This is a genomic window from Mesorhizobium sp. WSM3859, assembly GCF_002295065.1.
GTDB lineage: Bacteria > Pseudomonadota > Alphaproteobacteria > Rhizobiales > Rhizobiaceae > Mesorhizobium.
In genome coordinates, this window is the sequence record NZ_NSGG01000004.1 from 160,643 (window position 1) to 186,337 (window position 25,695).

Below are 25,695 nucleotides of genomic sequence, written 5' to 3' on the forward strand. Positions count from 1 at the left end.
CAGTGCCTGGGTAGGAGGCCATAAAACTATGCCTCGTGTCTTGCGCGAGGCTGGCGCGGGATGTGCCCTGAACGGCCATCAAAACACCAGCCGGTAGCCGAGAAACCGCTTGGAATCGATCGGGTCGTGGCCGAGCTTCTCGCGCAGCTTCTTGCGCAGCTTCGAGATGTGGCTCTCCACCACGTTCTCCTCGACCTCCTCGTCGAAGATACCGTAGATGGCGTTGAAGACCTGCGTCTTGGTCACGCGCCGGCCGCGGTTGCTGGCCAGATATTCGAGGATGCGCCGCTCGCGCCGCGGCAGCGGCAGCGGCTCGCCGTCGATCTCCGGATCGCGGCCATCCATGAAGATGCGCATCGAGCCGACCTCGGTGTAGGCGGCCTCTTCGGAGCCACGGCGGCGAATGGCGGTGATGCGGGCAAGGATCTCGCGGATATGGACTGGTTTGCGGACGACGTCGTCGACACCGCTTTCGAACAGCCGCAGCGTATGTTCGAGCGAGTGATGCTCGCTGAGCGCGATCACCGGCGCGCCGGTCCGGTCGCGGATCTGGCGCGGCGACACCGCGCCCTCGCGGCAGTCGCCGATGAGAAAGGCCCTGACGGATCTGAGATCGGTGTCGGCGGCGGAACTCACCCACTCGCCGAATTCACCTGGCGCGAAACCGGCCGTGGCCACGCCCTCGCGATCGAAGAGTGAAGAGTAGCCCTCTGTCACGAGCTCTCGCTCGTCAACGATCACGATCATCGGCCCGCCCTCCGAATCAATTCATTTGCCCCGTACGGAAAGGGGTAGCCGGGTCGACGAATCCTGGAAAACCGTCATTTCTTGTAGCTATTTTCTTGGGAGTTTTTTTGGGAGCCGTAATAAAAGCGGTTGTGCAAGTGTATTCGCGCCAGCTGTCGGCGAATGAATATTGACGCCGGCGGACAGCCCGGCGACGGCCGATGGGCATCCAAGGACAAGCAACTATCGGTTGCAGAATGCGCTGGCATTCGGCGTCCACCTGCCGAAGCCTGTGGCGACCATGTTGGCGATGACGCGGCAGACATAGACCTTCTGCGCCGGGTCGTTGTCAGGGCCGGCATGGTAGCGGGCGACGGCCATTGACCAGGTCATGTGCCGGGCGTGCAGGGCGGCCAGGAAGCGTGCGGCATAGTCGACATTCTGATGCGGGTCGAGCATGTCGTCGACGCTGCGGAAATGGTCGCCATGATAGTGCTGGTTGATCTGCATGCAGCCGAGGTCGATCAGCACCTTGCCTTCGCGGCGGGCATTCTCGAAGGTGGCGAGCGCTTCACCACGGCTGCGTGGAAAGATGGCTTTTCCCTCTATATTCATGGCGTTAGGCTGAAGGCTGCCCTTCTTTCCGGTCTCGGTCAGCCCGACCGCATAGAGAATGCCGGCCGGCACGCCGTAGCGATCCGCGGCGCGCAGGATCTCCGGCTCGCAGGGATTTGTAGCGGCGCTCGCGCCGCCGGCCACCAAACTAGATATACATATCGTCGCCAGCGCGCTCGCGAAGAGGCGAAGCCGGGCGAGCGAATTGCTGTGCGCCATTGCCGTCGTTCCTTCCCGGTTGCCGGCCGCCGCCCGCGCCGTTGCCGCCCGAGTTCCCGGGCTGGAACGAAGGCTGGTCGCGGCCTGTCGACATCGGCATGGCGCCGCTTGCGTCAGTGCGGCTGGCCGCATGCGCTGCTATCGAAGGTTGCAGAATGGTGACCTTGTCGACATCGAAGCCGAGGCTGCGCATCGACTTCACGATGGCATCGCTGTCGGTGGTGAGACGACGATATGCCTCGTGCGTCTCGGGCTTCATCTCAATCGAAAGTTGCTCGCCCGAGAGCCGCAGGCTGGCGGTGACCGCCCCGAGCTCAGCAGGGTGGAGCTCGATCTTGAGCACATGTGTCGGAACGGCAACAGAATTGGTCGTCTGGGAGCCTGCCGAGGCGCTGGCGAAAGCCTGCTGAACGCCTTTGTCGGAGGCTAGCGCCTCAACCAGTACCGATGCCGTCTGGCCGATCGGGTTTTGCGCCGGCGCCGGGAAGCTCTGCTGGCTGACGACTTCCATGCGTGTGGCGGAAGAAGATGGCTTGGTGGTTGGCTGCTGAGTGGCGGGCTGCGATTGCTGCGAGGCCTTGGAGGTCGAAGCTGGCCGCCAGCCCTGCGGCGGCGCAGGGCCGTCGGCCTGCGGTTCATTCCCTTGCGTCGGCAAGATTTCGGTTTCGCCGCGACCGGGCATGTCGAGAGCCATGTCCGCCTTCACCGGCTTCTGCCCGAAGTCGGGGCCGGAAGCTTCAGCCGCCGTCGAACGGGCGGATCGCGACTGCGGCTCGGCGGAATTGCCGACCGTCGCGCGCTTGCCCATGCGCAGTTGCAGTTCCACTGCTTCGTGCTCGCCGGCGCCTTCTGCATCGGCAGCGGGATCCTTCCCGCCCGCGCCCGACGATTGCGCGAAGTGCTTCATGTCGCTCAGCGCCATCAGCAACGGCAAGCGGTCCTGCAGCGGTGCGGAATCGCTGGTTTGCGCCGTGGCATCTTTGTCGGTCGTTGGCTTCGCCTCATCGTCCCGGGCGGCCGTGGTCCGCATGGACTTTCCCGCAGCTTTCTGCGAGCCGGTTTTCCCTTGCGGATCCTGGTCAGGCTCCTGCTTGCCGTTGTCGGCTGCCGAGCGCTTTGCCAGATGCGCATCCGGCAATACGGTCGCGTGCTTGTCCTGCGGCCGATCGGGCTTTTCCGTCCCGTGCACCATCTCGCCGAAACCCTGATCCTCGTCCTTGCCGCCGGCGTGCTGCCGGGGCTGGGTCGAAGCAAAGCCCGGCAGGGTCTGGTTGACGCTGGTCATTTGGGGGCTGCTCCGAGGAGTTGGTCGATCTGGTCGAGCTGGCGGCGCGTGCTGGCCACCGCGGCATCGATGGGGTCTTGCGCATTCGAGGCTGTCGGCGCGGAGGCCTGAACCGCCGGCGCGGCGTCAGCCTGCATCTGACCGGCGGCCGGCGTTTCATCCGTTGTTCGCGCCAATGGCTGGGCAGAAGGCGGCGAAGCCGCGGGTGGAGTGTCCTTCGCCGGATCGCTCGACGCGACCGGCGGATCGCTCGACGCGACCGCTGGCTGGTCGGGCATCGCTCCTTCCACCGGAGGCAGGTCCGCGTTGGCCGGATCGGCCGAGGCCTCGGCTGCCGCGTTCGCCTCGTTTCCCTTCGCTGCGGCCGGCGCGGCTTCCGCCTTGGCGGGCGTCTTTACCGGCGCCACCACTTCGCCCGCCACAGCTTGCGCGGCGTCAAGCAGGTCGCGGTCGCTTTGCGAAAGCTTGCTGCGATCGATCTTGCCGAGCTTGGCACGCACTTCATCGACGCTGGCCGATGTCATGGTGGAAAGGCTCGAATAGAGTTGGCTGCGCGGGTCGTCCTGGCTGCCGCCGCCGTTGCGGCCCAGTTCGGCCTTGGCCGCGGCAAAAGCCGAGAGCTCCGTCATCCCGTCGATCGCGGCGCGGCGCGCGATGCGCAGATAGATCACCTTCTCGCGCTCGGGATCCATCATCGAGGTGATGTCGGCGATCTTGTCCTGACTGATCGCCATATGCAGCGTGATGACGCCGGAAACAAAGGCATCGGCGAACTGGCTGGCGTAGGGCGAGTAGAGATAGGACGCGACATATTGAGTCGAAGCCAGCGCGAAACGGGCGGCGTCGCCTTGCGCGGCCGCGATGCCCACGGAGCGGCGAAGCGCCGCCTCCTCGACCAGCGTGCCGGGGCTGAGCAGGCGCGCCTCGTCCAGCAGGGCGAGCGCCTGGGCAGGGTCATCGGCCGCAAGCAGTGAACCCTTGACCAGCGCCAGAAAGGCGCCGATGTCCGGAGGCACGCTCATCGGATCGATAGGCTTCAGCATATCGATCGCATTGGCCGGCCGGCCGTTCAGATAGGCGAGGACGCCTTTGGCGATGGCGAGGCTTTGCGGGTCCGCCATCGCACGCGAGGCCGCCGCCGCGACCGTCACCGGATTGCCGCCGCTCATGCCGTAGACCAGCAAGGCGCGGAAATTCTTCGGCTCCTTGAAGTCCTCGGCATTGGCATCGCGCATCCGGACGTCGATCATTTCGAGCAGCTTCGCCTGCATCGGCAGCGCGGCATGATCACCGCCGGCAATGCGGTCCTGGATCAGCTGCAGCGAACGCACCAGCTGATAAGGCTGCAGCGCGTCCTGCGCGAAGGCCGCCGATGGCGACCCCGCCGCAAGCAATAGCAGCGCGATCGCGCCGCCGATGACGCTCCTGCCCTTCATCCGCCGGCCGTCATCAGGATTTCAATGCGGCGGTTCGCGGCCGCCATCGGATCGGAGGCGATCTTGGGCTGCCGGTCGGCGAAGCCCGCGACCTCGGTGATGCGGCTTTCGTCGACGCCGCCGCGCACCAGCATGTAGTAGGCCGCATGGGCACGCGCCGTGGACAGCCGCCAGTTATCGTAGGTGTCGCTGCGGAACGGCCGCGCGTCGGTGTGGCCGCTGATGGTGATGGTGCCCTTCTTCTCGTTGATGATGCGGCCGATCTTTTCCATCGCCAGCACCAGCTCGCGGCGCGGCATGGCCGAGCCGATCTCGAACATGCCGAAATCGAGCTGATCGGTGATCGAAATGACGACCCCCTTCTCGGTGGCCTCGACCGAGACGCCGTTGGCGAGCTTTTCGCCCGGCAGGAATGCCTTGGCGAGTTCCTTCTTGATGTCCGCGGCTTGCTGGAGGGCGGCTTTGCTCGGCGCCTTGTCGCTCTTGCCGGCTGCTTGGTCCTGTTCGGTCTTTTCCGCCTTCGCCGCTTCGGCCTTGGCGTCGCTGGACGCGGCCTCGCGCTTGTCAGCCCCGGCTTTCCCGCCTTGTGCTTTCTCGGTCTTGTTGCCTTCACCCGACGGCTTCTCGGCCTCGGCCTGCGTGGCTTTTTGCCCGCTCCTGGTGTCGGTCTTCCCCGGGGTTGCCAGCGGCTCCAGCGGCGCGGCCGTCAGCGGGGGAGCCGCCGGAACGGCCCTCACCTTCGGCACCGCGGCCGTTGCGACCTTCTCGCCGGGCTTGGCCGGGTCGCCCTCAATCCTGGCGCGTTCGGCGGTGGCCTCGGCGCCAGGCGCCGCCACCTGCTGCGACCAGAAGTCCGGTGCGAACGGATCGCGATAGGACTCGCCGCCAGAAGCGCCGGTCGCCGGACCGGCCGTCTGGGCGCCGCCTTCACCCTTGGCGCTGACGTTCTGCAGCACCCCCGTATCGGCGGCGATCTCCGCTAGCACCGCGTAGGGATCGGCAAACAGCTTTTCATCCGAGAGCTGGGCGTCTTGCGCTCCCTGCTTGGTCTGCCGGCGTTCGGAGGTACCGGCGCCGCCCTTGCCGTCATCGCCTGCCTTGGTCGCGCCCTGCTGCGGGTTGTCCGCGGTCAGCCCGACCTTGCTCGGCCCGTCGCCGAGGTCTTCGAGGCCCTTGCGGCTGGAATTGCGGTCGATCAGCTCGACCGGATTGAAGTAGCTGGCGACGGCCGCCTTGGTCTGCTCGTTGGCGGCATTGATCAGCCACATCACGAGGAAGAAGCACATCATCGCCGTCATGAAATCGGCGAAGGCGATCTTCCACACGCCACCATGGTGATCATCGTCATGGCCGTCGTGATTGCGCTTGACGATGATGATCTCGTGCCGGGGTTCGGCATGGTCGATGGCGCTCATGACAGAACCTCAGACAAGGACGCAGACCACTCGGCGATACGCGTCTCGAACACCGTTTCGTCGATGCTGACCGTCAGGTCGAAGCCGGGCGCCTCGGTGAAATCGAGATTGGCGGCGCGGGATCCAAGCGCCGCCTTCAGGGGCTCGAACAGCGAGAGCGGTCCCCGAACACCGATGCGGACGGCTTCATTGTCGGCGACCGCGGCGCCGATGGCGCGTGAAAGGGCCTGCAGCGAACGTTCCTGCAGGTCGTCGCTGAGAAGGCCGCCGATGATGCGGGCAACAGTCGCGCCGGTAAGCTCGGCAACCCGCTGCTCCATGGCCTCGATGCGCGTGGCGACAGCGGCGCCGAGGTCGCCGCCGAAGCTTTCGAGAAAGGCCCTCGCGGCATCGTCGCTGGCCTGGCGCTCGGCTTCGAGCGCGGCCTGATGGGCGAGCGAAAGTCGTGCCTCGAGCGTGGCTTCCGCGTCGGCCACCGCCTCGGCGATCAGCGCGCCGATATCGGCCTGCGGGGCCTGTGCGGCCGGCGGGGCTGGCATATGTCCGGCGTCGCGCGGGGTCGCCGCGTGGTTGGCATGGGGACCCCGTGAGCCGAAATCGGGCAGGAGATCGAAGAGGGCCGCCGAGACCATGGCCTAACCCACGGCTTCCGGAGCGGCTGCCCATTTGCGCAGGATCTGCGCGGTGCGCTCCTCATTGAGGTCGACCATGCGGGCAAGCCGCTCCTGCGGCGCCGGCCGGATCTTCTGGCGCAGATCATCGAGCGGGGTTGCGCCGGCGCGCCCGCCGGGCAGGGGGCCTGCCGGGGTCTCGGCGGTGATCGCGGCAACCGGCGCGTCGGGCGTCGGCAGCGAGCGTTGCACGTCGTCGAAGCTTGGGCCGGCAATGGCCGCGGGCTTTGCCGATGCCGTCAGCGCGGTGGCCATCGGCTTCAGGCCGAAGAAGGCAACCAGGAAAACGACGACAATGAAAGCGCCGGCATTGATCAGCGTGCCGGTATAGGTGCCGATCGAGGCGAGGATGCCAGGCTGGTCGATCGGCTCACCGTCAAGGCCGTTGATGAACTCGACCGCCGACACATCGATGACGTCGCCGCGCTTGTCGTCGAAGCCGGTCGCCGAGGCGACCATCTTCTGGATATCGGCGACGCGCTTGGCGATCTGCTCCGGCGTGGCGTCCTTGCCGAGGATGGTCTTCAGGCGATCCTGGTTGACGACCACCGCGATCGACATCTTGTTGACCGTGTAGCCGTTGGAGATGGTGGCGATCTTCTTCGAGTTGATTTCGTAGTTGGTGATCTCTTCCTTGCGGTCGTTCTGCGAGGAGGATTGCGGTCCCTCCGTGCTGGTAGTCTGCGTCTCGGGCAGGTTCTGCTCGACGCTGGTCGGGGTCGAGGCCTGCTTCTGGTTGCTGGCCTCGTTGGTCTTCACCGACTGCACCGAACGCTCGACGCGCGAGTTCGGATCGAAGATCGTCTCCTCGGTCTGGCGGCTGTCGGTGTTGACGTCGGCCTTGACGCTGGCGCGGAAATTGTCGGGGCCAAGGTAAGGGGTGAGCGCGCGGCGGATGTTGTCGCCGATCTGCGCCTCGACCGTCTGCTCGACGCCTAGCGTGCGTGCGGCGCTCGTGTTGGAAGGATCGTCGCCGGCGGCCAGCAGATTGCCGTTGGAATCGAGCACGGTGACCTTGTCGGCCGAGAGGCCGGGAACCGCCGCCGCAACCAGGTGACGGATCGACATGGCGCTCTTCTCGGCATCGTTGCCGGTGTAGCGGATCACCACCGAAGCGGAAGGCTGCTGTTCGTCGCGCCGGAAATTGGCGCGTTCGGACATGACGATATGGACGCGCGCCGCCTTGACGCCGGAAATAGACTGGATGGTGCGCGCGATCTCGCCTTCCAGCGCGCGCACACGGGTGATCTGCTGCATGAACGAGGTGAGGCCGAGCGAGCCGACATTGTCGAACAGCTCGTAGCCGGCATTGGCGCTGGTCGGCAGGCCTTTCTCGGCAAGCAGCATGCGCGCCTGCGCGGTGGTGCCGGCGGGCACCAGCACCGAGGTTCCGTCGGAGCCGACATCGAAGCCGATGCCGGCATCGGCCAGCACCAGGCCGATCTGGTTCACGTCGGAACGCTCGAGGCCGACATAGAGCGTCTCATAGGCCGGGCGATTGAGATAGACGGAGGCGATGCCGATGACGGCCATGACCAGGGCCGCGATGCCGCCCATGAGCGCCAGACGCCTCACGCCGAAGCTCTTGAAATTCGCGATGATGCTCTGGATCTGTTCCGGCACGATTCAACGGCTCCCAGCACGACTGTCCGCCGGAAGACTAGACGGTGAAGCTTGTGCGAGGATGATAGGGCGCGCCGGCAAAGAGCCACCAAGGGGCTGAACGCGCAACTTCTTTCAGAGAAACGAAAAAGGCCGCATTTCAGACGCGGCCTTTCGTCGGTCGAAGGTGATCAGGCGGCTTAGCCGTTCTTGAACAGCTGCAGGATCGACTGCGAGGAGCTGTTGGCGATCGACAGGGACTGGATGCCGAGCTGCTGCTGAACCTGCAGCGCCTGGAGCCGGGTCGATTCCTTGTTCATGTCGGCATCGACGAGCTGGCCGACGCCGCGATCGATGGAGTCCATCAGGCTCTGGGTGAAGGTCTTCTGCAGGTCGATCGAGCTCTTGGCCGCGCCGAGCACGGTGGCGGCGTCGGTAAGCTGACTCATGACGTTGTCGATCTTGGTGACCATCTGCGTGATGATGTCGTCGGTCACGCCCGCCGCCGTGATGTCTAGATTGAAGGCTGAGACGTTGTCGATCTTGACGGGCGTGCCCGACACCGCGGCCTGGCCGGCGGTGTTTGCGGCGATGTCGGTATTGCCGGCGGCGATCGAGGCTGCGTAGGCGGCATCATATGCCGACTGGTCCGCGGCCGTGGAATAGACCGAAGTCTTGCGATCGAGGATGCCCTGGTTCTTGACGGCCGTGGCGAGGCCGGAATCGAACAGCTTGGTGCTCTCGACATTGATGTCGATGGTGCCGAGCGAGATGGCGCCGGACGAAGAGCGGTTGAAGGACGAGACGATCTTGGCATCCTGCTGGACGCCGTCATTAGCGGCGGCGACCTGCGTGGACGTGACCGAAAGATAATTCGAGCCGGAAAAGGTGGCGGCGTCGGCGAAGGATTTCATCTGCGCCTGAAGGGCGGTGACTTCGCTTTGGGTCTTTGCCTTGTTGGCTCCCGACTGGCCGACGGCCGACAAAAGCTTGGTCTTGATCTTGCCGATGGTATCCAGCACGTTATTCATGCCGGTATAGGCGGTGTCGACCTTCGAGGCGCCGAGGCCGAGCGCGTCCTGCACCGTCGACAGCGCCGAGTTGTCGGAGCGCATCGTGGTGGCGATCGACCAGTAGGCCGCGTTGTCGGAGGCCTCGGAGACCCTGTAGCCGGTCGAGATCCGCGCCTGTGTCTGCTCGAGCGATTTGTTGGTGGCGTTGAGGCTTTGAAGTGCAGTCAACGCCGCAGCGTTCGTCATGATGCTCGCCAAGAAACTCGCTCCTTCTCAAAAGCCGACATGCCACAGGCCGCTGGGCCTGCTAGTGATCGCGATCGTGCCGGACTGGCCGATACGGCAATCTAGTCATTGGTTAACCATACCTAGCGCGATATGGTTAATGGCCTGTTAAAAGTGGACTTTGGGGAAGTTAAGAAACGAGGGTTGCGCGAGCCTTGAGCAAACGCAAATCGGGCCGCGCTTTTGGCGCGGCCCGATGCTTTGGCGTGGTCAGTATAGAGCGATCAGCCGCGGAAGAGCGACAGGATCGACTGCGACGAGCCGTTGGCGATCGACAGTGCCTGGACGCCGAGCTGCTGCTGAACCTGCAGCGCCTGGAGGCGTGTCGATTCCTTGTTCATGTCGGCATCGACGAGCTGGCCGACGCCGCGATCGATGGAGTCCATCAGGCTCGAGGTGAAGGCCTTCTGCAGGTCGATCGAGCTCTTGGCGGCGCCGAGCTTGGTCGCGGCGTTCGTCATGGACTTGAGCGCGGCATCGACGACGTTCATCATCTGCTGGATCTGGGTGTCGCTGGCAGCGGTGGTGCCGGAGAAGATCTTCAGGCTGGCGACCGTGTAAGTGTCGGTGGCCGCCGCAGCAGCGCCGAGCGTCGGGGCCGAGGCGGTGGCCGTGACGCTGCCGTCGAGGCCGAGACGGTTGGCGTCGAGGATGCCCTTCGTCACGCCAGCAGCAGTGCCGGCTTCATACAGCTTGATGCTTTCCACGTTGACGTCGATCGTGGAGATCGAAACCGCGCCGGCGGAGCTGCGGTTGAAAGCCGAAACGATCTTGACGTCGGCCGCGGTCGTGGCGGTGGCGCCGCTGTTGACCGACAGCATGTTGGTGCCGGAGAAGGTGGCGCCGTCGGCATAGGCCTTCAGCTGGTCCTGAAGAGCCTTGATTTCAACCTGGGTCTTTTCCTTGGAAGCGTCGGTCTGGCCGTAGGATGCGGTCAGCTTCTGCTGGATCTGGTTGATGGTCTTGATCGCGCTGTCCATGCCGGTGTAGGCGGTGTCGACCTTCGAGGCGCCGAGGCCGAGCGCGTCCGAAACGGTGGACATGGCCTGGTTGTCGGAACGCATCGTGGTGGCGATCGACCAGTAGGCGGCGTTATCCGAAGCCTGCGAGACGCGATAGCCCGTCGAGATGCGGGCCTGGGTGGTGTCGAGGTTCTTCTGGGTGGCGTTCAAGCTCTGCAGAGCGGTCAACGCCGAGGCGTTGGTCATGATACTGGCCATGGTACTCGTACCCTATTTTTACACGGATTTTTTTGACATACCGGCATGTCCGGTATGACGGTGCGGCATCATGCCAATGATCTGTGAAACCCGATCACCCGCCATCTGCGAGCAATATGCGGGCCAGTCCCTACCAAAGCGCTAAATCGCAGGGTTAATCGAAAATATTTTGCCTAAAATTCGAGCGCCTATCCGGCGCCGGCCTCTGCGGCTTCAGGTGAAGGATCGCACCAGGCTGCCGACCAGCAGGTTCCAGCCGTCGATCAAAACGAAGAACAGGATCTTGAACGGCAGCGACACCACCGTCGGCGGCAGCATCATCATGCCCATTGCCATGGTGACGGTGGCGACGATGAGGTCGATGACGAGGAACGGCAGAACGATGAGAAAGCCGATCTCGAAGCCGCGCCGGATTTCCGAGATCATGAAGGCCGGCACCAGGATGCGCAGGTCGACGGTCTCGCGCGAGACGGTCTGGCCGCGCTCGCGGGCGAGATCGGCGAAGAGGTCGAAGTCCTTGTCGCGCACATTGTGCAGCATGAAATCGCGGAACGGACCGGAAATCTTCTCGAACGCCTCGCCTTGTGTGATCTGGTTGTCCATCAGCGGCTTGACCCCGGTGTTCCACGCCTGGTCGAAGGTCGGCGCCATGACATAGAAGGTCATGAACAGCGACAGCGAGATCAGGATCAGGTTTGCCGGCGTCGACTGCAGGCCGATGCCGGCGCGCAGGATCGAGAAGGCGATGACGAAGCGGGTGAAGCTCGTCACCATGATGAGCAGGCCCGGCGCCACCGAAAGCACGGTCAGCAGGCCGAACATCTGGATCAGGTAGCCAACGGTCGTGCCGTCGGCCTTGCCGATGCCGCCAAGATCGAGCTGCTGGGCCGCAGCGACGGAAGTGGTGACGACGATGAGCGCCGTGGCTATGAGGAACTTTCTCATTCGAGCAGCATCGTCCTGACAAGAACCTGTTTGACGTGGCCGCCGCTGCGCAGCGCCGCGCGCTCCTCGAGATCGGCCTTGAGATGCTGGTAGCCGCTGGCGCCTTCGATCTGATGCAGCTTGATCGTGCGCACGAAGGCGAGCAGATCCTGGTGGATCTGCTCGGTTACTTCCTGCGGTTGCGGGGCATCATAGAGCACCGATACCTCCAGCCGGATCCAGACGTCCGACGGCGAGGCGAGATTGGTGGTGATCGGCGCCAACTGAGCCAGCATTGGCCCGGCGGCCGCCTTGCCGGCTTCGCCGGGCTTCTCCGCCTCGCCTGCATTCTCCGATGCCGCGGGCGCCGGCGCCGGCGTTTCACCCTGCTTGAGATAGCCGCCGGAAACCCAGCCCATGCCAATGGCCGCGCCTGTCATGACCAGCAGCATGGCGAGCTGGATCACCAGTGAAGGTCCCTTCTTGGGCTGGACCTGCTCGACATTGGCCACGGCCGCGCTCTCCCCGGTCCTAGAAAGGAAGAACCTGGTCCAGCACCTGCTGGCCATAGGGCGGCTGCTGGACCTCGCTCACACGGCCGCGGCCGCCATAGGAGATGCGCGCTTCCGCGATGCGCTCGTAGGGGATGGTGTTCTCCGCGCCGATGTCGGTCGGACGAACCATGCCGGCAATGGTGAGCACCCGCAGCTCGTAGTTGACGCGGACCTCCTGCGAGCCCCTGATCATCAGATTGCCGTTGGGCAGCACCTCCGTCACCACGGCCGCTACATTGAGCGCGATATCTTCCGAGCGCTTGATCTCGCCGTCGGCATTGGTCTCGGTGCTGGAGCTCAAGCCGGCGTCACCCTTGCCGCTGGTGCTCGCCGTTTCCCATCCGAGATTGACGTCGTAGCCGAGCTTGCGCGCGGCGGTGCGGCTGCGATCGTTCTGGTTTTTGAAATTGGCCTTGTCGTTGAGCTTGATGTTGACGGTCAGGATGTCGCCGGCGCGCAACGCGCGCGGATCGGTGAAAAGCCGGCTCTGGCGATCGTCCCACAGCGAGAATTTCTTAGGCCGCGAAGCGGGCGGCTCGGGGTAGCTGTATGGACCGGAGCCGCCCTCGCCGATGCCGGACCCAACCGGCGACAAAGCGGGCTCCCTGTTGATTTCCCTGGGATCGGTGCCGCAGCCGGCCAGGCCGGCCAGGGCGATCAGGGCGAGCAATTTCAACTTCATGACGGATCAACCCTTCGCGCCGCGCTGGCCATGATGCCGGTGAGCGTCGCCGCCGCCTTCTGGTCCATTTCATTCAGGATGACGCCGGCCTTGCGCGTATCGAGCTTCATCAGGATGGCCGCCGCGAGCTCGGCATTGACCATCGCCAGCCGTTCGGCGGCGGCGTCCGGCTTCATGCCGGCATAGATCTTGACGACGCCGTCCTCGGCGCGCGCCAGGAAAACTTCGCGGCGCTTCAGCCATTCTTCATATTCGGCTTTCTTTGCCTCCAGCGCTTTCATGCGCTCGTCGATACCGGCCTGCAGCTGCTTCAGCTCCTCCGCCTGTAGGGCGTAGCGACGGTCGCGCGCGGCGTCCGCGATGTTGGAGCAGAAGCGCTGGACCTCGCTTTCGTCAGGCGCTTTCCCGCCCGCAAGTCCAACCGGCTGGGCCGATGCCGTCTCTCGCGCGAGCTGGGCCGGCTGAGCCGGCGCCTGACCGCCAGGCAATACCTGGCGCACTTCATCCGCGCGGACCGCGCCGCCCGCCAGCGCGACGATCGCGCCAATGGCGAGGAGGCCGGTCGCGGGGTGAAGCCTTGGGCGACGATGCAGTATCGAGGAGAGGAGCGCGATCATCGGCGTGCCTATTGGAGAACCAGGTCGGCCTGCAGGGCGCCGGCCGACTTGATGCCTTGCAGGATGGCGATGATGCCGTCGGGCTTCACGCCGAGGCGGTTGAGGCCGGAGACAAGCGTTTCGAGATCGGGGCCGTCGAGCACGGCGACGCGCGCGTTGGGTCGGCTCGCATCGATGGCCGTGGACGGTTCCACCGCGGTCTCACCCCTGGAGAAAGGTTCAGGCTGGACGACCCGCGGCGCTTCGGTGATGCGTACGGTAAGCGTGCCGTGGCTGATCGCCACGCGCGAGATCCTGACATTATTGCCGATGACGATGGTTCCGGTGCGCTCGTCGATGACGACGCGGGCAGGGGCGTCCGACTCGACGACGAGGTTCTCGATCTCGGCATAGAAGCGTGCTGCGGAGATGTTCTTCGGTCGCCTGATCTGCACGGTTCGGGCATCGCGCTCGGCGGCGACCCGCATGCCGAAGCGCTGCGAGGTGTAGTCGTTGACGGCGTCGGCGATGCGGATGGCGGTCGAGAAGTCGGGATTGCGCAATTGCAGCGTCAACACGCCCTGATCGTCGAACTCGGCCGGCACGGCGCGCTCGACGATGGCGCCGTTGGGCACGCGGCCGGCGGTCGGCACGCCTTGCGTCAACTGCTCGGCCTGGCCTTGGGCGGTGAAGCCGCCGACGATGACCGAGCCCTGACCGACGGCATAGATCTCGCCATCGGCCGCCTTCAGCGGCGTCATCACCAGCGTGCCGCCGGCGAGCGAGGTGGCGTCGCCCATCGAGGAGACGTCGATGTCGATGCGAGCGCCCGACTGGACGAAGGGCGGCATGTTGGCGGTGACGATGACGGCGGCCACGTTCTTGGCGCGCGCGCTGCCGCCCTCCGTGGCGATGCCGAGGTTCTCCAGCATGGCGCGGATCGACTGCTCGGTGAAGGGCGAATTGCGCAGGCTGTCGCCGGTGCCGGCAAGGCCGATGACCAGGCCGTAGCCGACGAGCTGGTTGTCGCGCGCGCTTTGCAGCTGGGCGATGTCCTTGATGCGCGCGGCCACCTGGCCGGGCGGCAGCGTGCTTGGCCCGGTGGAAACGCGAAACATGCGCTGGGTGGTGGCGGGATCGTATTCGGGATCGTCGTAGACGCCGCCATTTTTCTGCGCCAGCTCGCGCTTGGCCTTGGGCGTCAGCCCATCCGCCAAAGCCGGCTGAATACCGATGGCCGCCGCGAGCAGAAGCACAAAGGCGCGCCTCACGAAGCGCCGACCTTGATGGTGCCGTCGGCCATCACCGTGCCGGAGATGATCTTGCCGCTGTCGATGTTGCGGATCTTGATCTGGTCGCCGGCAGCACCTGGCTGCAGCGTGACGCAGGCTGCCGAAATGGTGAGCGCGCCGGCGGTGAAATAGACCTGCACGGAAGCGCCCTGTTCGACCAGCCAGGCGTCGCGGATGGCGGTGACCGGGATGTAGCGGCCGGGCAGTAGCGTGCGCTTGGCGACCTTGCCCTGAAGCTCCTCGGAGCGCGTCGCCATGCCGTCGGGCTTGTGCTTGCCGGGTATGAGCGTCAACTGCTTGAGCGAGGCGGATTCGATTGTCTCACCGGGATAGATGACCCGGTCTGGGATCAGCACGGCCTCGCCGACCGCCTGGCTGGCGGCGATCTGGTTCGCCGACTGGCCGGTGGTGTCCTGCGCGATAGCCGGCGTGCCGGCGGCCACCAGGGCGGCAGCCAGCACGGCGCGGCGGAGTGCGAAGGAGATCGGCCCGGCCATCATCCGTTACCTGATGTTCTTGGAGACAACCGAGGCCATGTCGTCGGCGGCCTGGATGACCTTGGAGTTCATTTCATACGCGCGTTGCGCCGAGATCAGCTCGGTGATTTCCTTGACCGGATCGACGTTGGAGGATTCCAGATAGCCTTGCTGGATCGTGGCGAAGCCGGGATCCCCTGGAACGCCGACATTGGCCGGGCCCGAGGCGGCCGTTTCCTGGAAGAGGTTGTCGCCCAGTGGGGCCAGGCCCGCCTCGTTGGCGAAATTGGCGATCTGGAGCTGTCCGAGAAGCTGGAGGTTGGTCTGACCGTCCAGGCGGGCAAAGACCTGGCCGGTCTTGTTGACGATAACCTCGATGGCATCGGTCGGCACGGTGATGGCCGGAATGACCTCGGCGCCGTCGACCGTCACCAACTGCCCGGTGGCATTGGTGTTGAAGGCGCCAGCGCGCGAGTAGAGCGTGCCGCCGTCGGCCCCCTGGATCTGGAACCAGCCCCTGCCGGTCAAAGCCAGGTCGAAGCTGTTGCCGGTGCTGGCCAGCTCGCCCTGGGTGTGGACGTTGCGCACGGCCGTCGTCTTGACGCCAAGGCCCACCGAGACGCCTTCCGGCACCAGCGAGGTGTTGGAGCGGTTGGGCACGCCTTGCGTGCGGTCGACCTGGTAGAGCAGGTCGGAGAATTCGGCCCGCGCCCGCTTGTAGCCGGTGGTGTTGATGTTGGCGATGTTGTTGGCGATGACTTCCAGGTTGGTCTGCTGGGCGTTCATGCCGGTGGCGGCGATGGCGAGTGCTTTCATGACGCGGTTCCTAGATACTCATGCGACTGATTTCGAGGTAAGCCGAGACGACCTTGTCGCGGATGGCGATGGTCGTCTGCAGCGCCTGCTGGGCGCTCAGCACCGCATCGACAACCTGACGGGTGTCGGCGTCGCCCTTGAGGGCCTGTATCGACATCTGCTCAGCACCCTGCAGCGTGTTGACGGTCTTCGTCGCGGCCTGGCTGAGGACGTCGGCGAAGCTGCTGCCGACGCTTTCGCTGGCCTGCGTCCCGACACCGCCTTGAAGCAGGCCCGGCGCGGCCGAGTCGGCGCCGTCGATTGCTGGTTTGAACTGTAGTGCCCCGATACCGCCGATCATTACTGGTTCCTCATCAGGTCGATGGTCATGGAAATCAGATCGCGAGCCTGCTTGATGACCTGCAGGTTGGCTTCATAGGAGCGGTTCGCCTCGCTCATGTCGGCCATCTCGACCAATGTGTTGACGTTGGGCATCTTGACGTACCCTTTGGCGTCGGCAGCTTCGTTGCCGGGCTGGAATTCGATCGGAAAGTCCGAGGGATCGCGATTGATGGCGCTGACTTCCACCAGCGACCCGCCGGTCGCGCGGTCGACCTCGGACTGGAAGGTGATCGTCTTGCGACGATAAGGATCGGCGCCCGGCGTGCTACCGGTCGACTGGGCGTTGGCGAGGTTTTCCGAGACCACGCGCAGGCGCTCCGACTGGGCGCCAAGCCCGGATGCCGCGACTTTGAGGGCTGCGGTGAGGGCGTCCATGGTCAGCTCTTCACCACCATCGTCATCATCGAATGGAAGGCCTTGACGATCGCCGTGTTGAGCTCGAAGGAGCGGCGAACCTCGCCGGCCTTCATCAACTCCTGCTCGAGAACGACGGTGTTCTTCGACGGCATGATCGCGCCGTCAGGATCCTCCGGCTTGACGTTGAAGCCGGCATTGGCGGTTTCGGCGCCAAGGTGGCCCGTCTGCGTGGCAGCCAGCGTCACCGCGGTGCGGTCGAGGATCTTTTCGAACGGCTCGACATCATTGGCCGTATAGCCCGGCGTGTTGGCATTGGCGATGTTGGAGGCAATCGCCGATTGGCGCACGGCCAGCCATTGCGACTGCCGCGTGGCAAGATCGAAAAGATTTACGGGTTCCATGGGAATCTCCCGGACAAGTACGCACAAGACTAGGCGGCCAGTCTTGCGCGGACCTTGCGCGGGGGCGGGGCCGTACGGGGCGGCTCCGTTACTTCGAGAGCTGGATCACCTTGTCGGTGCTGGTGACGATCACCCACTTGCCGCCGCGCTGCTCGATCGAGGCGACGCGACTCGAATCCGGCAGGACGGAGCCGCGCTGAACGACCCACAGACCCGTATCGTCCTCGATCATGGCGCGGCCGTTGGCGACATGCACCATCTTGAATTCGGATGCGGCGGCCGGGAAGGGCTGGTCGGCCGGCGGCGGGGCGGGGTCATCCTCAACCGTTCCGGTGGCAAAGAGGTCGATATCGGGATTGGGAACGTCCTTGGCCGTCAGCGGCCCGCTGCGTTGAGCCACAACGCCGCCGCCCTCGCGTCCGGAATTGCTGCCACTGCCGCCGAACTTGATGGCCTGGACGCCGAACTGCTCCTGGTTGAAGAATATGTACCAGGGAAACAGCGCGCAGATCAGGCCGAGCGTGATGCCGAGCGCGGCGATGACGAAATCGCTGCGTCGGTCGGCGCTCCTGTCGGCAAGGCGCGGGAACTGGGCTTTCGGCGGCTCCGGCCATTCGGCGCGCGGAAAAAGCCCGTCGATCAATGAATCGCGGCTGGCCTGTGCCGCATCGGCCCCCTTGGCGATGGGCGCCCTCGAGGGATGCGGCCTGTCGGCTCTGGTCAGAAGTGCCGCCGCCTTCTGTGTCTTGGTGCGCGCGGCTTGGTCCTTGGCAATCCTCGTTTTGTCGGCTTCGGCCCGCTCCGCCGCCTCGGCCTCGGCGAGCATGTCGCGCAGCATGCGCTCGGTATATTGGAGCTCAGTTTCCTTGATCGCCATTCAGCTTCCCCTTGAGATGGCGGGCGAGGTCAGCGAACGGATCGGCCGACGCGCGGTCCCTCGGCGATTGCGTGAGCGCATCGTAGATCAGCGGCACCTGGCGCACCGCGTTGTCGAGCTCGGCATCGGCGCCGCTTTGGTAAGCGCCCAAAAGACGAATGTCGCGCGTGTCCTCGAAGCGCGCGATCATCGATTTCAGCTTGGTCACCAGCACGCGCTGTTCCGGGCTCCAGGCCTTGTCGGCAAGGCGCGAGATGGACGACAGCGGATTGACCGGCGGATAGCGGCCCTGCTCGGCCAAGGCGCGGTCGAGCACGACATGGCCGTCGAGGATGCCGCGTACCGAATCGGCGACCGGATCGTTGTGGTCGTCGCCGTCGACGAGCACGGAAATGATGGCGGTGATCGAGCCTTTTCCCTCGGCGCCCGGGCCGGCGCGTTCGAGCAGCTTCGGCAGGTCGGTGAAGACCGAGGCCGGATAGCCGCGCGCGACCGGCGGCTCTCCGGTTCCCGTCGCAACCTCACGCAGCGCATGCGCGAAACGGGTGATGGAATCCAGCACCAGGAGCACGCGATGGCCCTGGTCGCGAAAATGCTCGGCCACGCACATGGCCGTGTCGGGCGCGCGGCGCCGCATCATGGCGCTCTCGTCGCTGGTGGCGACGACGGCGATGGTCTTGGCCATGCTCTCGGCGCCGATCGTATCCTCGAGGAACTCGCGCACCTCGCGGCCGCGCTCGCCGATCAGCGCGACGACCACCGTATCGAAGGCTTCGGCGCCGGCGAGCATGGCAAGCAAAGTCGACTTGCCGACGCCGGAACCGGCGAAGATACCGAGCCGCTGGCCGAAGCAGAGCGGGGCGAAGATGTCGATCACCCTGACGCCGGTGAGGAAGCCGGTGCCGACGCGCTGGCGCGACAAGGCGCCCGGCGTCGCGCCATGCGTGACATCGGTGGCATTCGACCGGATCAGCGGAAGACCCCCGTCAATGGGGCGGGTCAAGGCATCGATGGCGCGTCCGCGCCAGGAGACATGCGGCGTGACCGCGAGCGGGCCGCGGCGAAAGACGGCGTCGCCGATACCGGCATCGGCGCTGCGCTCGAAAGGCGCGATCACGACCTCGTCGCTGCCGATCTTTACGATCTCGCCGCGTCGCGCGCCGGCCTTGCCGCGCTGCTCCACGATGTCGCCGAGCCTGGCGATTCCGGACAGGCCGCGGACCTTGTAATGCGTGGGCGATATCTCGGCGACACGGCCGCCGCGCGCAAGCAGCGCCTGCGGATCGTCGAACCGCCGCCAGACGCGTTCGAGCGCGGCCAGCCGGTCCGTCCTTCCGGAATCGGCCAGGCTCTCGGAGCCGCGCAACAGGGACGGACCAGTCGTCATGCCGTCACTTCGAGCCGAGCGTCTTGATCGCGTCCTCGGTCGAGGAATCGGTCTGCCGCATCAGCGCCGCCGTGTTCTCGAAAGCGCGCTGCACCTGGATCAGCCGGGTCATCTCCAGCACCGGGTTGACGTTCGACTCTTCCAGAAATCCTTGCGCGATGCCGACGTCGGAGCGATCGGTGACGGGTTCGGGCGTGCGCGCCGGAACGATGCCTGAATTGCCATAGCGGACGAAATTCTCGCCGGGATCGAAATTGTAGAGGCCGATGGCGCCGACCAACTGGTCGTTCTGCCTGAGCGAGCCGTCGGCGCCTGCCTTGGGCGGGCCGTTGCGCGGATCGAGTTGGATCGGAGCGCCGCCGCTGTCGAGCACCGGATAGCCTTCGATCGACATCAGTTCACCGTTCTCGTTCATGGAGAAACGGCCGTCGCGCGTCATTACGGTGCCGGCGGGCGTGTCGATGGCGAACCAGGCATCGCCCTGGACGGCGAAGTCGAACGGGTTGCCGGTTTCGGTCAGCGCGCCATGCGCGCCGGAAAGATAGGTATTGCCGGAGGAGGCAAAGGAAACCGACCTCGGCCCCGTGCCGGAGACGACGTCCTCGAACTTCACGCCGGTGGCGCGAAAGCCGATGGTCGAGGCATTGGCGACGTTGTCGGCAATGGTGTCGAGACGGCGCTCGAGCGCGATCTGAGAGGAAAGGGCGACGTAAAGACTGTCCTGCATGATCGTCTCAGAACTTCAATTGCTGCATGGCCATCATCAGATCGGTGGAGATGCCGACAGTGGTCGGCCGCGCGAAAAGCACGCTGACCGACGTCACGGCCGTCGAGGTTGGGTTGGCGATCTCATACATGCTGGTGAAGCGGGTCAGGAACTTGCTGAGCTTGTCGGGGTCGGTGAAATCCTTGATGTCGAGCTTCTGCCCGAACAGTTGCGCCTGCTTGTCGATGTCGGCCGTGGCAAAGGAATCGGGCAGGCCGAGCGCGGTGCGCACCACGCTGGCCAAAGCGGTGTCGGCCAGCACGTCGTACCAGCTTGTGATGTCGGGCGCCTTGCGCTGGAAATAGAGCGCCAGCCGCACGCCTTCATTCGTCTTGCCGGCATCTTCCTCGAGCGTCTGGCGCATGTACATGTCGACGGTCGGCTGCTGCGCCTGGACATAGGTGGTGGCGTTTTCGCCGTACTGCTCGAAGTTGAAGGCCGAGGCCAGCCCGGCATAGGCCTTGTTGGTCTGCTTGTTGGCGACGCTTTCGGGATCGCGCACGCCGCCTTGCAGGACCGACTTGATCAGGTCCTTGTCCTCGGTCGCCGAATCCAGCCCGTATGCGGCAAGCGCGTAGGTGTAGAGCCGGTTGTTCGACATCAGATCGTCGACCGATTTCACTTTGGTGATGTTGGCGAGATAGTAGGTCGTCTCGCCCTTCACATAGTCCGAATTCGGGTCGAGGCCGGCGATCTGGGCCTGGATGGCGTAGTTCTTCGTCACCAGCTGCTGCGCCGGGTTGTAGACGGTCGCATCGGCGCCGTCCGCCGCGAAATTGAAAGCTTTGACGAACTGGGCGTAGCGCTTGTCTGTCAGCTTGTTGGCGAAACTGTCGGGATCTGAAACGCCTTCCTTCAGCGCCTTGACCATGAAGGCCTTGGCATAGTCCATGTTCTCCAGCCCATAGGCCTTCATGGCATATTTGAACAGGCGGTCGTTGTTGACAAAATCGTCAATCGATTTCACCTTGGTGATGTTGGCCAGATAATATTGGGTATCGCGATCGACCATCGGCTGTTTCTCAATCCGGTCGATCGACTTCCCGATGTCTTTGGCAATCAACTGATAGCTGGTGTAGGTATTGAGCAAGGACACGCCTCCGGCCGAAGCTATCCCCGGACAATAACGTCACTTCCTTGCGCGAAGCTGAATCGCGTCCGCTGCCCTCGATTCAAGCCTCACACAAGGCACGGGGACTATCCCTGATCCACGACGTGACATGCGGAAGGACCTGTCGTGGGCATTCTGATCGGACTTGTGGTGACGCTCGGCTGCGTTCTCGGCGGCTTCATGGCCATGGGCGGCCATCTGCACGTGCTGCTGCAGCCCTGGGAAGCGGTGGTCATCTGCGGCGCGGCGCTCGGCACTTTCCTGGTCGCCAATCCGATGAAGACGGTCAAGGACACCGGCAAGGGCATTCTCGAAGCCTTCAAGCAGGCGGTGCCGAAGGAGCGCGACTACCTCGAGACGCTCGGCGTCCTGCACAGCCTGATGCGCGAACTGCGCTCGAAGTCGCGCAGCGAGGTCGAGGCGCATATCGACAATCCGGAAGAGTCGGCGATCTTCCAGGCCTTCCCGACCGTGCGCAAGAACCACGACCTGACGAATTTCATCTGCGACTATTGCCGCATCATCATCATCGGCAATGCCCGCTCGCATGAGATCGAGGCGCTGATGGACGAAGAGATCCAGACGATCCGCAGCGACAAGCTGAAGGCTTACCACGCGATGGTGGCGGTCGGCGACGGCCTGCCGGCGCTGGGCATCGTGGCCGCCGTGCTCGGCGTGGTGAAGGCGATGGGCGCGCTGGACCAGTCGCCGGAGATCCTCGGCGGCCTGATCGGCGCCGCGCTCGTCGGAACCTTCCTCGGCATCTTCCTGTCCTATGCGGTGGTCGGTCCGGTCGCCACCAAGATCAAGACGGTGCGCGAAAAGAAGAACCGCCTCTACATCATCGTCAAGCAGACGCTGCTTGCGTATATGAACGGCGCCCTGCCGCAGGTGGCGATCGAATTCGGCCGCAAGACCATCTCCTCCTATGAGCGTCCGACCATCGATGCCGTCGAGCAGAGTACCATGAACGCCGGCTCCGCCGAGAAGAAGGCGGCCTGAGCATGCAGCACCCGAGACAGGGCCGCCTGCCGCCATGACCAGTCCGGCCAGTCCGTCAGAAACGCGGGCCTTGATCATCGAGCGGCTCGTCGGCGACAGCGGCGAGGCGGCGCAGGTGATCGGCGCCGGCCGCAGCATGGCCGAGCGGGCGCTGCCGGTGCTGCAAAAGGCGCTTACCGGCGAGCTCGGCGCGCCTGTGACCGTCGACCTGCAGGCGGTAGAGGTCGGCCGCGTTCCCGAAGCGCGTTCGCGCGCCGGCGATGCCTTCGCGCTGACCATCGTTTCCTCGCCTTCCTCGGCTGATGCCATGACGCTGGTGATGGATGCGCAGGCGGTCGCCGTCATGGTGAGCGCGCTGTTTGGCGGCGATCCCGACCAGCCGGTCGCGCCGATCGAGCGCGACCTGTCGCAGATCGAAGCCGATGTAGCGACGACCGTGTTCCAGGAGGTCGCGACGGCGCTCAACGGATCCGGCAAACGCTCGCTCGAGCTGCGCCTGCCGGTGCCGAGGGCCATGGCCGGCAACGAGGCCAGGCGGCGCGTGCTGCGCGACGGCGCTGCAGTGCGCATCGTCTTTGGCCTTTCCACGCCGTCCGACAGCGGCACGCTCACGGTGATGATCCCGCAGCGCCTGCTGCTTATCTCGCGCGACGGCGCAGCCGCCGCGGGCAAGGATGGCGAGGCCACGGAGTTCGACTGGCGGGCCCGCTTCTCCGAAGAGGTGATGCGCTCGACCGTCCGGCTCGAGGCGACGATGCCGCTGGCCAGGCTGACGCTCGGCGACCTTGCCGCGTTTGCGCCCGGCCAGGTGATCGAGTTCGAGGAGAAAGCGCAGCTCAACGCCAGGCTCAGCGCCCGCGACAAGACATTGTTTGTCTGCGAGTTCGGCAAGCTCGGACAGAACTACACCGTCCGCATCAGCCATCCGCATGATGCCGGGCAGGATTTCATCGACGGACTGATGCCGGGCTGACGCCAGGTCTGGGATTCATGGAGACGAAGTATGGCAGCGACAAATGTGGAAGCCGAGGCCGAAACGGAAACCGGCCAACCCAACGAGCAGCTGGATCGCGCTATCGAAGAACTGCGTGGCGTGCTCCGTGAAGAGGAGGGCCGTCCAGATGCCGCGCTTCGGTCGGGGGCCAATTCGTCGATCATCATGACCATTCCGGTCGATGTGCAGATCATCCTCGGCAGCACCGAGATGCCGGTGTCGGATTTGATGGCGTTGCAGAAAGGCTCCACGGTCGCGCTCAACCGCCGCATCGGCGAGCCCGTTGACGTCGTGGTCAACGGCCGCAAGATCGCGCGCGGCGAGATCACCGTGCTGGAAAACGATCCGACGCGCTTCGGCATCAGGCTCACCGAGATCATCGCCGCGACGAAGAGAGCGTGAGCATGGTCGGCGGGCGGACCAATCGGCAGCGAGGGCAACACGCATGACGACGGCATTGGCGCTCACACGTCCGCAAAAGGCGGCGGCCATACTGGTGGCCATGGGCAAGCCGGCGGCCAGCCGGCTGCTCAAATTCTTCAAACAGGATGAGCTGAAGGCGCTGATCGAGGGCGCGCGTCTCCTACGCACCATCCCCCAGGCCGATCTGGAGCGCATAGTCGCCGAGTTCGAGGCCGAGTTCACCGAGGGCGCGGGCCTGCTCGATTCGGCCGACCGGATGGATACGATCCTCAACGAATCGCTGTCGCCCGAAGAGATGAGCGCCATCATGGGCGAGAGAAAGTTCGAGCCGGTCGCGGAAGGGCCCGCGCCGATCTGGCCGGATCTCGAAAAGCTCGAACCGGTACGGCTGGGCGCCTTCCTTTCCGGCGAGCATCCGCAGACGTCCGCGATGGTGCTTTCGAAGCTGGCGCCCCAGACTGCCGCCAATGTTCTGCTCACCATGGAAAAGCCGCTGCGCAGCCAGATCATCAAGCGCATGGTGACGATGGCCAACGTCCCGGATGCCGCCTCCCGGATCGTCGAGAACCAGCTGCGCGTGAGCGTGCTGTCGCAGAAGGCCAGCAGGGACACCACGGCCGGGCAGGAACGCGTCGCCAGCATGCTCAACGAGATGGCGAAGCCGGAACTGGACGACCTGATGCAGGACCTGGAGGAAGCCGGCACGCCCGATCTCGCCGGCGTCAGGTCGCGGCTGTTCGCCTTCGACGATCTGCCGCTGCTTCCGCAGAAAGCCCGGGTCCTCCTGTTCGACGGGCTGTCGACCGAACTCGTCACGCTGGCGCTTCGCGGCGCCTCGCCGGAACTGGCCGAATCCGCGCTGTCGGCGATCGGCGCGCGCTCGCGCCGCATGATCGAATCCGAGCTTGGACAGGGATCGGAAGGCATTGCGCTCGCCGACATCATGGCGGCCCGCAAGAGCATATCGAGCGCCGCCATCCGGCTGTCGCGCGAAGGGGCTTTCGAGCTGCCTTCGACGCAGACCGCCGCACCCGCCGAAGCCGCCTGACGATAGTAACCCGGTCAGGACGCCATGGCTGAAGCGGTCGACAAGGATTCCAAAACCGAGGAAGCCACAGAAAAGAAGATCCGCGACACGATCGAACAGGGCAAGCTGCCCCATTCGCGCGAGACCGCGATCTTTGCGTCCTTCCTCGCCATCCTGGTTTTCGCGGTCTTCTACGCCAAGGACGCAATCGTCGACCTCGGCATGTTCCTCTCGACGTTCCTGGAAAAGCCGGAAGCCTGGCCGATGGACACCGAGACCGACGTCATCTCGCTCTACCGGCAGGTGATGACCGAAATCGGCCGCGCCGTCGTCAGCCTGCTGGTGCTCCTGACGGTTGCCGGCATCGGCGCCTCGGTTTTCCAGAACCTGCCGCAAATCGTCGGCGAGCGGATCAGGCCGCAGCTGTCGCGCATCTCGATCGCCAAGGGCTGGAGCCGGATGTTCGGCATGCAGGGATGGGTCGAATTCCTGAAATCGCTGGCCAAGCTCGGCTTCGCCATCGCTGTGCTGAGCTTCACGCTCTCGCAAGATCATCGCAAGCTGCTTGCCGGCATGATCACCAACCCGATGTCCTTCGGCATGGTTATCCGCGGTATCTTCGTCGACATATTGGTGGCGATCGTTTTCGTCATGGGCCTGATCGCGGTGGTCGACATCGTCTGGTCGCGTTTCCATTGGCGGCGCGACCTGCGCATGACCAAGCAGGAAGTGAAGGACGAGTTGAAGCAGTCGGAAGGCGATCCGATCGTCAAGTCGCGGTTGCGCTCGCTGGCGCGCGACCGGGCGCGCAAACGCATGATGACGGCGGTGCCGCGCGCGACGCTGGTGATCGCCAACCCGACGCACTTTTCGATCGCGCTGAAATATGTGCGCGGGGAGGATTCCGCTCCCATCGTGCTCGCCAAGGGGCAGGATCTGGTGGCGCTCAAGATCCGCGAGATCGCCAGGGAGAACAACATCCCGATCTTCGAGGACGTGGCGCTCGCGCGCTCCATGTACAAGCAAGTTTCGGTTGATAGCGTGATCCCGTCGCAATTCTACCAGGCGGTAGCCGAGTTGGTGCGGATCGTCTACTCGAAGAAGTCCGCCCGCAAGGCAACCCAATGAACGGACGCCGCTAA

Annotated in this window: 28 protein-coding genes; 5 read left to right on the plus strand and 23 right to left on the minus strand. The window is 64.8% G+C overall.

The window, feature by feature from the left end; genetic code table 11:
* Positions 1 to 78: 78 nt before the first annotated feature.
* From CK230_RS10715 to CK230_RS10825, 23 genes are all read right to left on the minus strand, one after another.
* Positions 79 to 747, minus strand: a complete 669-nt coding sequence (locus CK230_RS10715) for a response regulator transcription factor (RefSeq protein ID WP_042640505.1) — start codon at positions 745 to 747, stop codon at positions 79 to 81.
* Between the two features lie 222 nt (positions 748 to 969).
* A complete protein-coding gene (locus CK230_RS10720) occupies positions 970 to 1,560 on the minus strand; it encodes a transglycosylase SLT domain-containing protein (RefSeq protein WP_095817144.1) in 591 nt (196 codons plus the stop codon).
* Positions 1,490 to 2,845 (minus strand): flagellar hook-length control protein FliK, encoded by a 1,356-nt coding sequence (locus tag CK230_RS10725; protein WP_095817145.1) that lies wholly within the window; start codon positions 2,843 to 2,845, stop codon positions 1,490 to 1,492. The genes CK230_RS10720 and CK230_RS10725 overlap by 71 nt, the downstream gene beginning before the upstream one ends.
* A complete protein-coding gene (locus CK230_RS10730) occupies positions 2,842 to 4,281 on the minus strand; it encodes a chemotaxis protein MotC (RefSeq protein WP_095817146.1) in 1,440 nt (479 codons plus the stop codon). The genes CK230_RS10725 and CK230_RS10730 overlap by 4 nt, the downstream gene beginning before the upstream one ends.
* The gene (locus CK230_RS10735; protein ID WP_095817147.1) at positions 4,278 to 5,696 is read right to left on the minus strand and encodes a MotB family protein; all 1,419 of its coding nucleotides are present in this window, start codon (positions 5,694 to 5,696) and stop codon (positions 4,278 to 4,280) included. The genes CK230_RS10730 and CK230_RS10735 overlap by 4 nt, the downstream gene beginning before the upstream one ends.
* A complete protein-coding gene (locus tag CK230_RS10740) occupies positions 5,693 to 6,328 on the minus strand; it encodes a hypothetical protein (protein WP_095817148.1) in 636 nt (211 codons plus the stop codon). Before CK230_RS10740 ends, CK230_RS10735 begins: the two co-directional genes overlap by 4 nt.
* Positions 6,329 to 6,331: 3 nt before the next feature.
* Positions 6,332 to 7,990, minus strand: coding sequence for a flagellar basal-body MS-ring/collar protein FliF (fliF, locus tag CK230_RS10745; protein WP_095817149.1), 1,659 nt, complete (start codon positions 7,988 to 7,990; stop codon positions 6,332 to 6,334).
* A gap of 179 nt (positions 7,991 to 8,169) precedes the next feature.
* Positions 8,170 to 9,240: a flagellin gene (locus CK230_RS10750; RefSeq protein WP_095817150.1), complete on the minus strand. Its 1,071-nt coding sequence runs from the start codon at positions 9,238 to 9,240 to the stop codon at positions 8,170 to 8,172.
* A gap of 251 nt (positions 9,241 to 9,491) precedes the next feature.
* Complete coding sequence (locus tag CK230_RS10755; protein ID WP_095817151.1) at positions 9,492 to 10,487, minus strand: flagellin; 996 nt, start codon at positions 10,485 to 10,487, stop codon at positions 9,492 to 9,494.
* Positions 10,488 to 10,700: 213 nt separating this feature from the next.
* Positions 10,701 to 11,432 carry a flagellar type III secretion system pore protein FliP gene (gene fliP / locus CK230_RS10760; protein ID WP_095766375.1) on the minus strand — a complete coding sequence of 244 codons (732 nt, stop codon included), beginning with the start codon at positions 11,430 to 11,432 and terminating at the stop codon, positions 10,701 to 10,703.
* Complete coding sequence (locus CK230_RS10765) at positions 11,429 to 11,923, minus strand: flagellar basal body-associated FliL family protein (RefSeq protein ID WP_095817152.1); 495 nt, start codon at positions 11,921 to 11,923, stop codon at positions 11,429 to 11,431. Before CK230_RS10765 ends, fliP begins: the two co-directional genes overlap by 4 nt.
* A gap of 19 nt (positions 11,924 to 11,942) precedes the next feature.
* Positions 11,943 to 12,647 (minus strand): flagellar basal body L-ring protein FlgH, encoded by a 705-nt coding sequence (gene flgH / locus CK230_RS10770; protein WP_095817153.1) that lies wholly within the window; start codon positions 12,645 to 12,647, stop codon positions 11,943 to 11,945.
* On the minus strand, positions 12,644 to 13,264 hold the full coding sequence (locus CK230_RS10775; RefSeq protein WP_095817154.1) for a MotE family protein: 621 nt from the start codon (positions 13,262 to 13,264) through the stop codon (positions 12,644 to 12,646). Before CK230_RS10775 ends, flgH begins: the two co-directional genes overlap by 4 nt.
* Positions 13,265 to 13,272: 8 nt before the next feature.
* Positions 13,273 to 14,361, minus strand: a complete 1,089-nt coding sequence (locus CK230_RS10780; protein ID WP_245429895.1) for a flagellar basal body P-ring protein FlgI — start codon at positions 14,359 to 14,361, stop codon at positions 13,273 to 13,275.
* Positions 14,362 to 14,510: 149 nt separating this feature from the next.
* Positions 14,511 to 15,032, minus strand: coding sequence for a flagellar basal body P-ring formation chaperone FlgA (gene flgA / locus CK230_RS10785; RefSeq protein WP_176480070.1), 522 nt, complete (start codon positions 15,030 to 15,032; stop codon positions 14,511 to 14,513).
* Between the two features lie 6 nt (positions 15,033 to 15,038).
* Entirely contained in the window at positions 15,039 to 15,827 is a 789-nt protein-coding gene (gene flgG, locus CK230_RS10790) for a flagellar basal-body rod protein FlgG (protein WP_095817157.1), read from the minus strand.
* Positions 15,828 to 15,837: 10 nt separating this feature from the next.
* Entirely contained in the window at positions 15,838 to 16,167 is a 330-nt protein-coding gene (locus CK230_RS10795) for a flagellar hook-basal body complex protein FliE (RefSeq protein ID WP_095817158.1), read from the minus strand.
* Positions 16,167 to 16,583: a flagellar basal body rod protein FlgC gene (gene flgC, locus CK230_RS10800; protein WP_095817159.1), complete on the minus strand. Its 417-nt coding sequence runs from the start codon at positions 16,581 to 16,583 to the stop codon at positions 16,167 to 16,169. Before flgC ends, CK230_RS10795 begins: the two co-directional genes overlap by 1 nt.
* Before the next feature lie 2 nt (positions 16,584 to 16,585).
* Positions 16,586 to 16,966, minus strand: a complete 381-nt coding sequence (flgB, locus tag CK230_RS10805; RefSeq protein WP_095817160.1) for a flagellar basal body rod protein FlgB — start codon at positions 16,964 to 16,966, stop codon at positions 16,586 to 16,588.
* Between the two features lie 88 nt (positions 16,967 to 17,054).
* Complete coding sequence (locus CK230_RS10810; protein ID WP_095817161.1) at positions 17,055 to 17,843, minus strand: hypothetical protein; 789 nt, start codon at positions 17,841 to 17,843, stop codon at positions 17,055 to 17,057.
* Positions 17,824 to 19,230, minus strand: coding sequence for a flagellar protein export ATPase FliI (gene fliI / locus CK230_RS10815; protein WP_095817162.1), 1,407 nt, complete (start codon positions 19,228 to 19,230; stop codon positions 17,824 to 17,826). Before fliI ends, CK230_RS10810 begins: the two co-directional genes overlap by 20 nt.
* Positions 19,231 to 19,234: 4 nt before the next feature.
* Positions 19,235 to 19,957, minus strand: coding sequence for a flagellar basal-body rod protein FlgF (gene flgF / locus CK230_RS10820; RefSeq protein WP_095817163.1), 723 nt, complete (start codon positions 19,955 to 19,957; stop codon positions 19,235 to 19,237).
* 7 nt (positions 19,958 to 19,964) lie between these two features.
* On the minus strand, positions 19,965 to 21,086 hold the full coding sequence (locus tag CK230_RS10825; RefSeq protein WP_095817164.1) for a DUF1217 domain-containing protein: 1,122 nt from the start codon (positions 21,084 to 21,086) through the stop codon (positions 19,965 to 19,967).
* Positions 21,087 to 21,233: 147 nt separating this feature from the next.
* Between CK230_RS10825 and motA the strand changes: the two genes are divergently transcribed.
* Genes motA through flhB form a run of 5 tightly spaced genes read left to right on the plus strand, consistent with a single transcriptional unit; the run spans position 21,234 to position 25,681 of the window.
* On the plus strand, positions 21,234 to 22,109 hold the full coding sequence (gene motA / locus CK230_RS10830; protein ID WP_095817165.1) for a flagellar motor stator protein MotA: 876 nt from the start codon (positions 21,234 to 21,236) through the stop codon (positions 22,107 to 22,109).
* Between the two features lie 34 nt (positions 22,110 to 22,143).
* Entirely contained in the window at positions 22,144 to 23,082 is a 939-nt protein-coding gene (locus CK230_RS10835; protein ID WP_095817166.1) for a FliM/FliN family flagellar motor switch protein, read from the plus strand.
* 30 nt (positions 23,083 to 23,112) lie between these two features.
* Entirely contained in the window at positions 23,113 to 23,505 is a 393-nt protein-coding gene (gene fliN, locus CK230_RS10840) for a flagellar motor switch protein FliN (RefSeq protein ID WP_095817167.1), read from the plus strand.
* Positions 23,506 to 23,548: 43 nt separating this feature from the next.
* On the plus strand, positions 23,549 to 24,574 hold the full coding sequence (locus CK230_RS10845; RefSeq protein ID WP_095817168.1) for a flagellar motor switch protein FliG: 1,026 nt from the start codon (positions 23,549 to 23,551) through the stop codon (positions 24,572 to 24,574).
* A 24-nt stretch (positions 24,575 to 24,598) separates the two neighbouring features.
* On the plus strand, positions 24,599 to 25,681 hold the full coding sequence (gene flhB / locus CK230_RS10850; protein ID WP_095817169.1) for a flagellar biosynthesis protein FlhB: 1,083 nt from the start codon (positions 24,599 to 24,601) through the stop codon (positions 25,679 to 25,681).
* Positions 25,682 to 25,695: the final 14 nt, after the last annotated feature.

Bases quoted from the DNA above. Each gene is read 5' to 3' on its own strand.
- CK230_RS10755 (WP_095817151.1), bottom strand. From the start codon at position 10,487: ATGGCCAGTATCATGACCAACGCCTCGGCGTTGACCGCTCTGCAGAGC.
- CK230_RS10725 (WP_095817145.1), bottom strand. From the start codon at position 2,845: ATGACCAGCGTCAACCAGACCCTGCCGGGCTTTGCTTCGACCCAGCCC.
- fliN (WP_095817167.1), top strand. From the start codon at position 23,113: ATGGCAGCGACAAATGTGGAAGCCGAGGCCGAAACGGAAACCGGCCAA.
- CK230_RS10720 (WP_095817144.1), bottom strand. From the start codon at position 1,560: ATGGCGCACAGCAATTCGCTCGCCCGGCTTCGCCTCTTCGCGAGCGCG.
- flgA (WP_176480070.1), bottom strand. From the start codon at position 15,032: ATGGCCGGGCCGATCTCCTTCGCACTCCGCCGCGCCGTGCTGGCTGCC.
- flgF (WP_095817163.1), bottom strand. From the start codon at position 19,957: ATGCAGGACAGTCTTTACGTCGCCCTTTCCTCTCAGATCGCGCTCGAG.
- flhB (WP_095817169.1), top strand. From the start codon at position 24,599: ATGGCTGAAGCGGTCGACAAGGATTCCAAAACCGAGGAAGCCACAGAA.
- CK230_RS10740 (WP_095817148.1), bottom strand. From the start codon at position 6,328: ATGGTCTCGGCGGCCCTCTTCGATCTCCTGCCCGATTTCGGCTCACGG.
- CK230_RS10795 (WP_095817158.1), bottom strand. From the start codon at position 16,167: ATGATCGGCGGTATCGGGGCACTACAGTTCAAACCAGCAATCGACGGC.
- CK230_RS10835 (WP_095817166.1), top strand. From the start codon at position 22,144: ATGACCAGTCCGGCCAGTCCGTCAGAAACGCGGGCCTTGATCATCGAG.
- CK230_RS10735 (WP_095817147.1), bottom strand. From the start codon at position 5,696: ATGAGCGCCATCGACCATGCCGAACCCCGGCACGAGATCATCATCGTC.
- flgH (WP_095817153.1), bottom strand. From the start codon at position 12,647: ATGAAGTTGAAATTGCTCGCCCTGATCGCCCTGGCCGGCCTGGCCGGC.
- flgC (WP_095817159.1), bottom strand. From the start codon at position 16,583: ATGGACGCCCTCACCGCAGCCCTCAAAGTCGCGGCATCCGGGCTTGGC.
- CK230_RS10775 (WP_095817154.1), bottom strand. From the start codon at position 13,264: ATGATCGCGCTCCTCTCCTCGATACTGCATCGTCGCCCAAGGCTTCAC.
- CK230_RS10810 (WP_095817161.1), bottom strand. From the start codon at position 17,843: ATGGCGATCAAGGAAACTGAGCTCCAATATACCGAGCGCATGCTGCGC.
- CK230_RS10780 (WP_245429895.1), bottom strand. From the start codon at position 14,361: ATGTTTCGCGTTTCCACCGGGCCAAGCACGCTGCCGCCCGGCCAGGTG.
- fliI (WP_095817162.1), bottom strand. From the start codon at position 19,230: ATGACGACTGGTCCGTCCCTGTTGCGCGGCTCCGAGAGCCTGGCCGAT.
- flgG (WP_095817157.1), bottom strand. From the start codon at position 15,827: ATGAAAGCACTCGCCATCGCCGCCACCGGCATGAACGCCCAGCAGACC.
- CK230_RS10715 (WP_042640505.1), bottom strand. From the start codon at position 747: ATGATCGTGATCGTTGACGAGCGAGAGCTCGTGACAGAGGGCTACTCT.
- CK230_RS10845 (WP_095817168.1), top strand. From the start codon at position 23,549: ATGACGACGGCATTGGCGCTCACACGTCCGCAAAAGGCGGCGGCCATA.
- CK230_RS10730 (WP_095817146.1), bottom strand. From the start codon at position 4,281: ATGAAGGGCAGGAGCGTCATCGGCGGCGCGATCGCGCTGCTATTGCTT.
- fliP (WP_095766375.1), bottom strand. From the start codon at position 11,432: ATGAGAAAGTTCCTCATAGCCACGGCGCTCATCGTCGTCACCACTTCC.
- flgB (WP_095817160.1), bottom strand. From the start codon at position 16,966: ATGGAACCCGTAAATCTTTTCGATCTTGCCACGCGGCAGTCGCAATGG.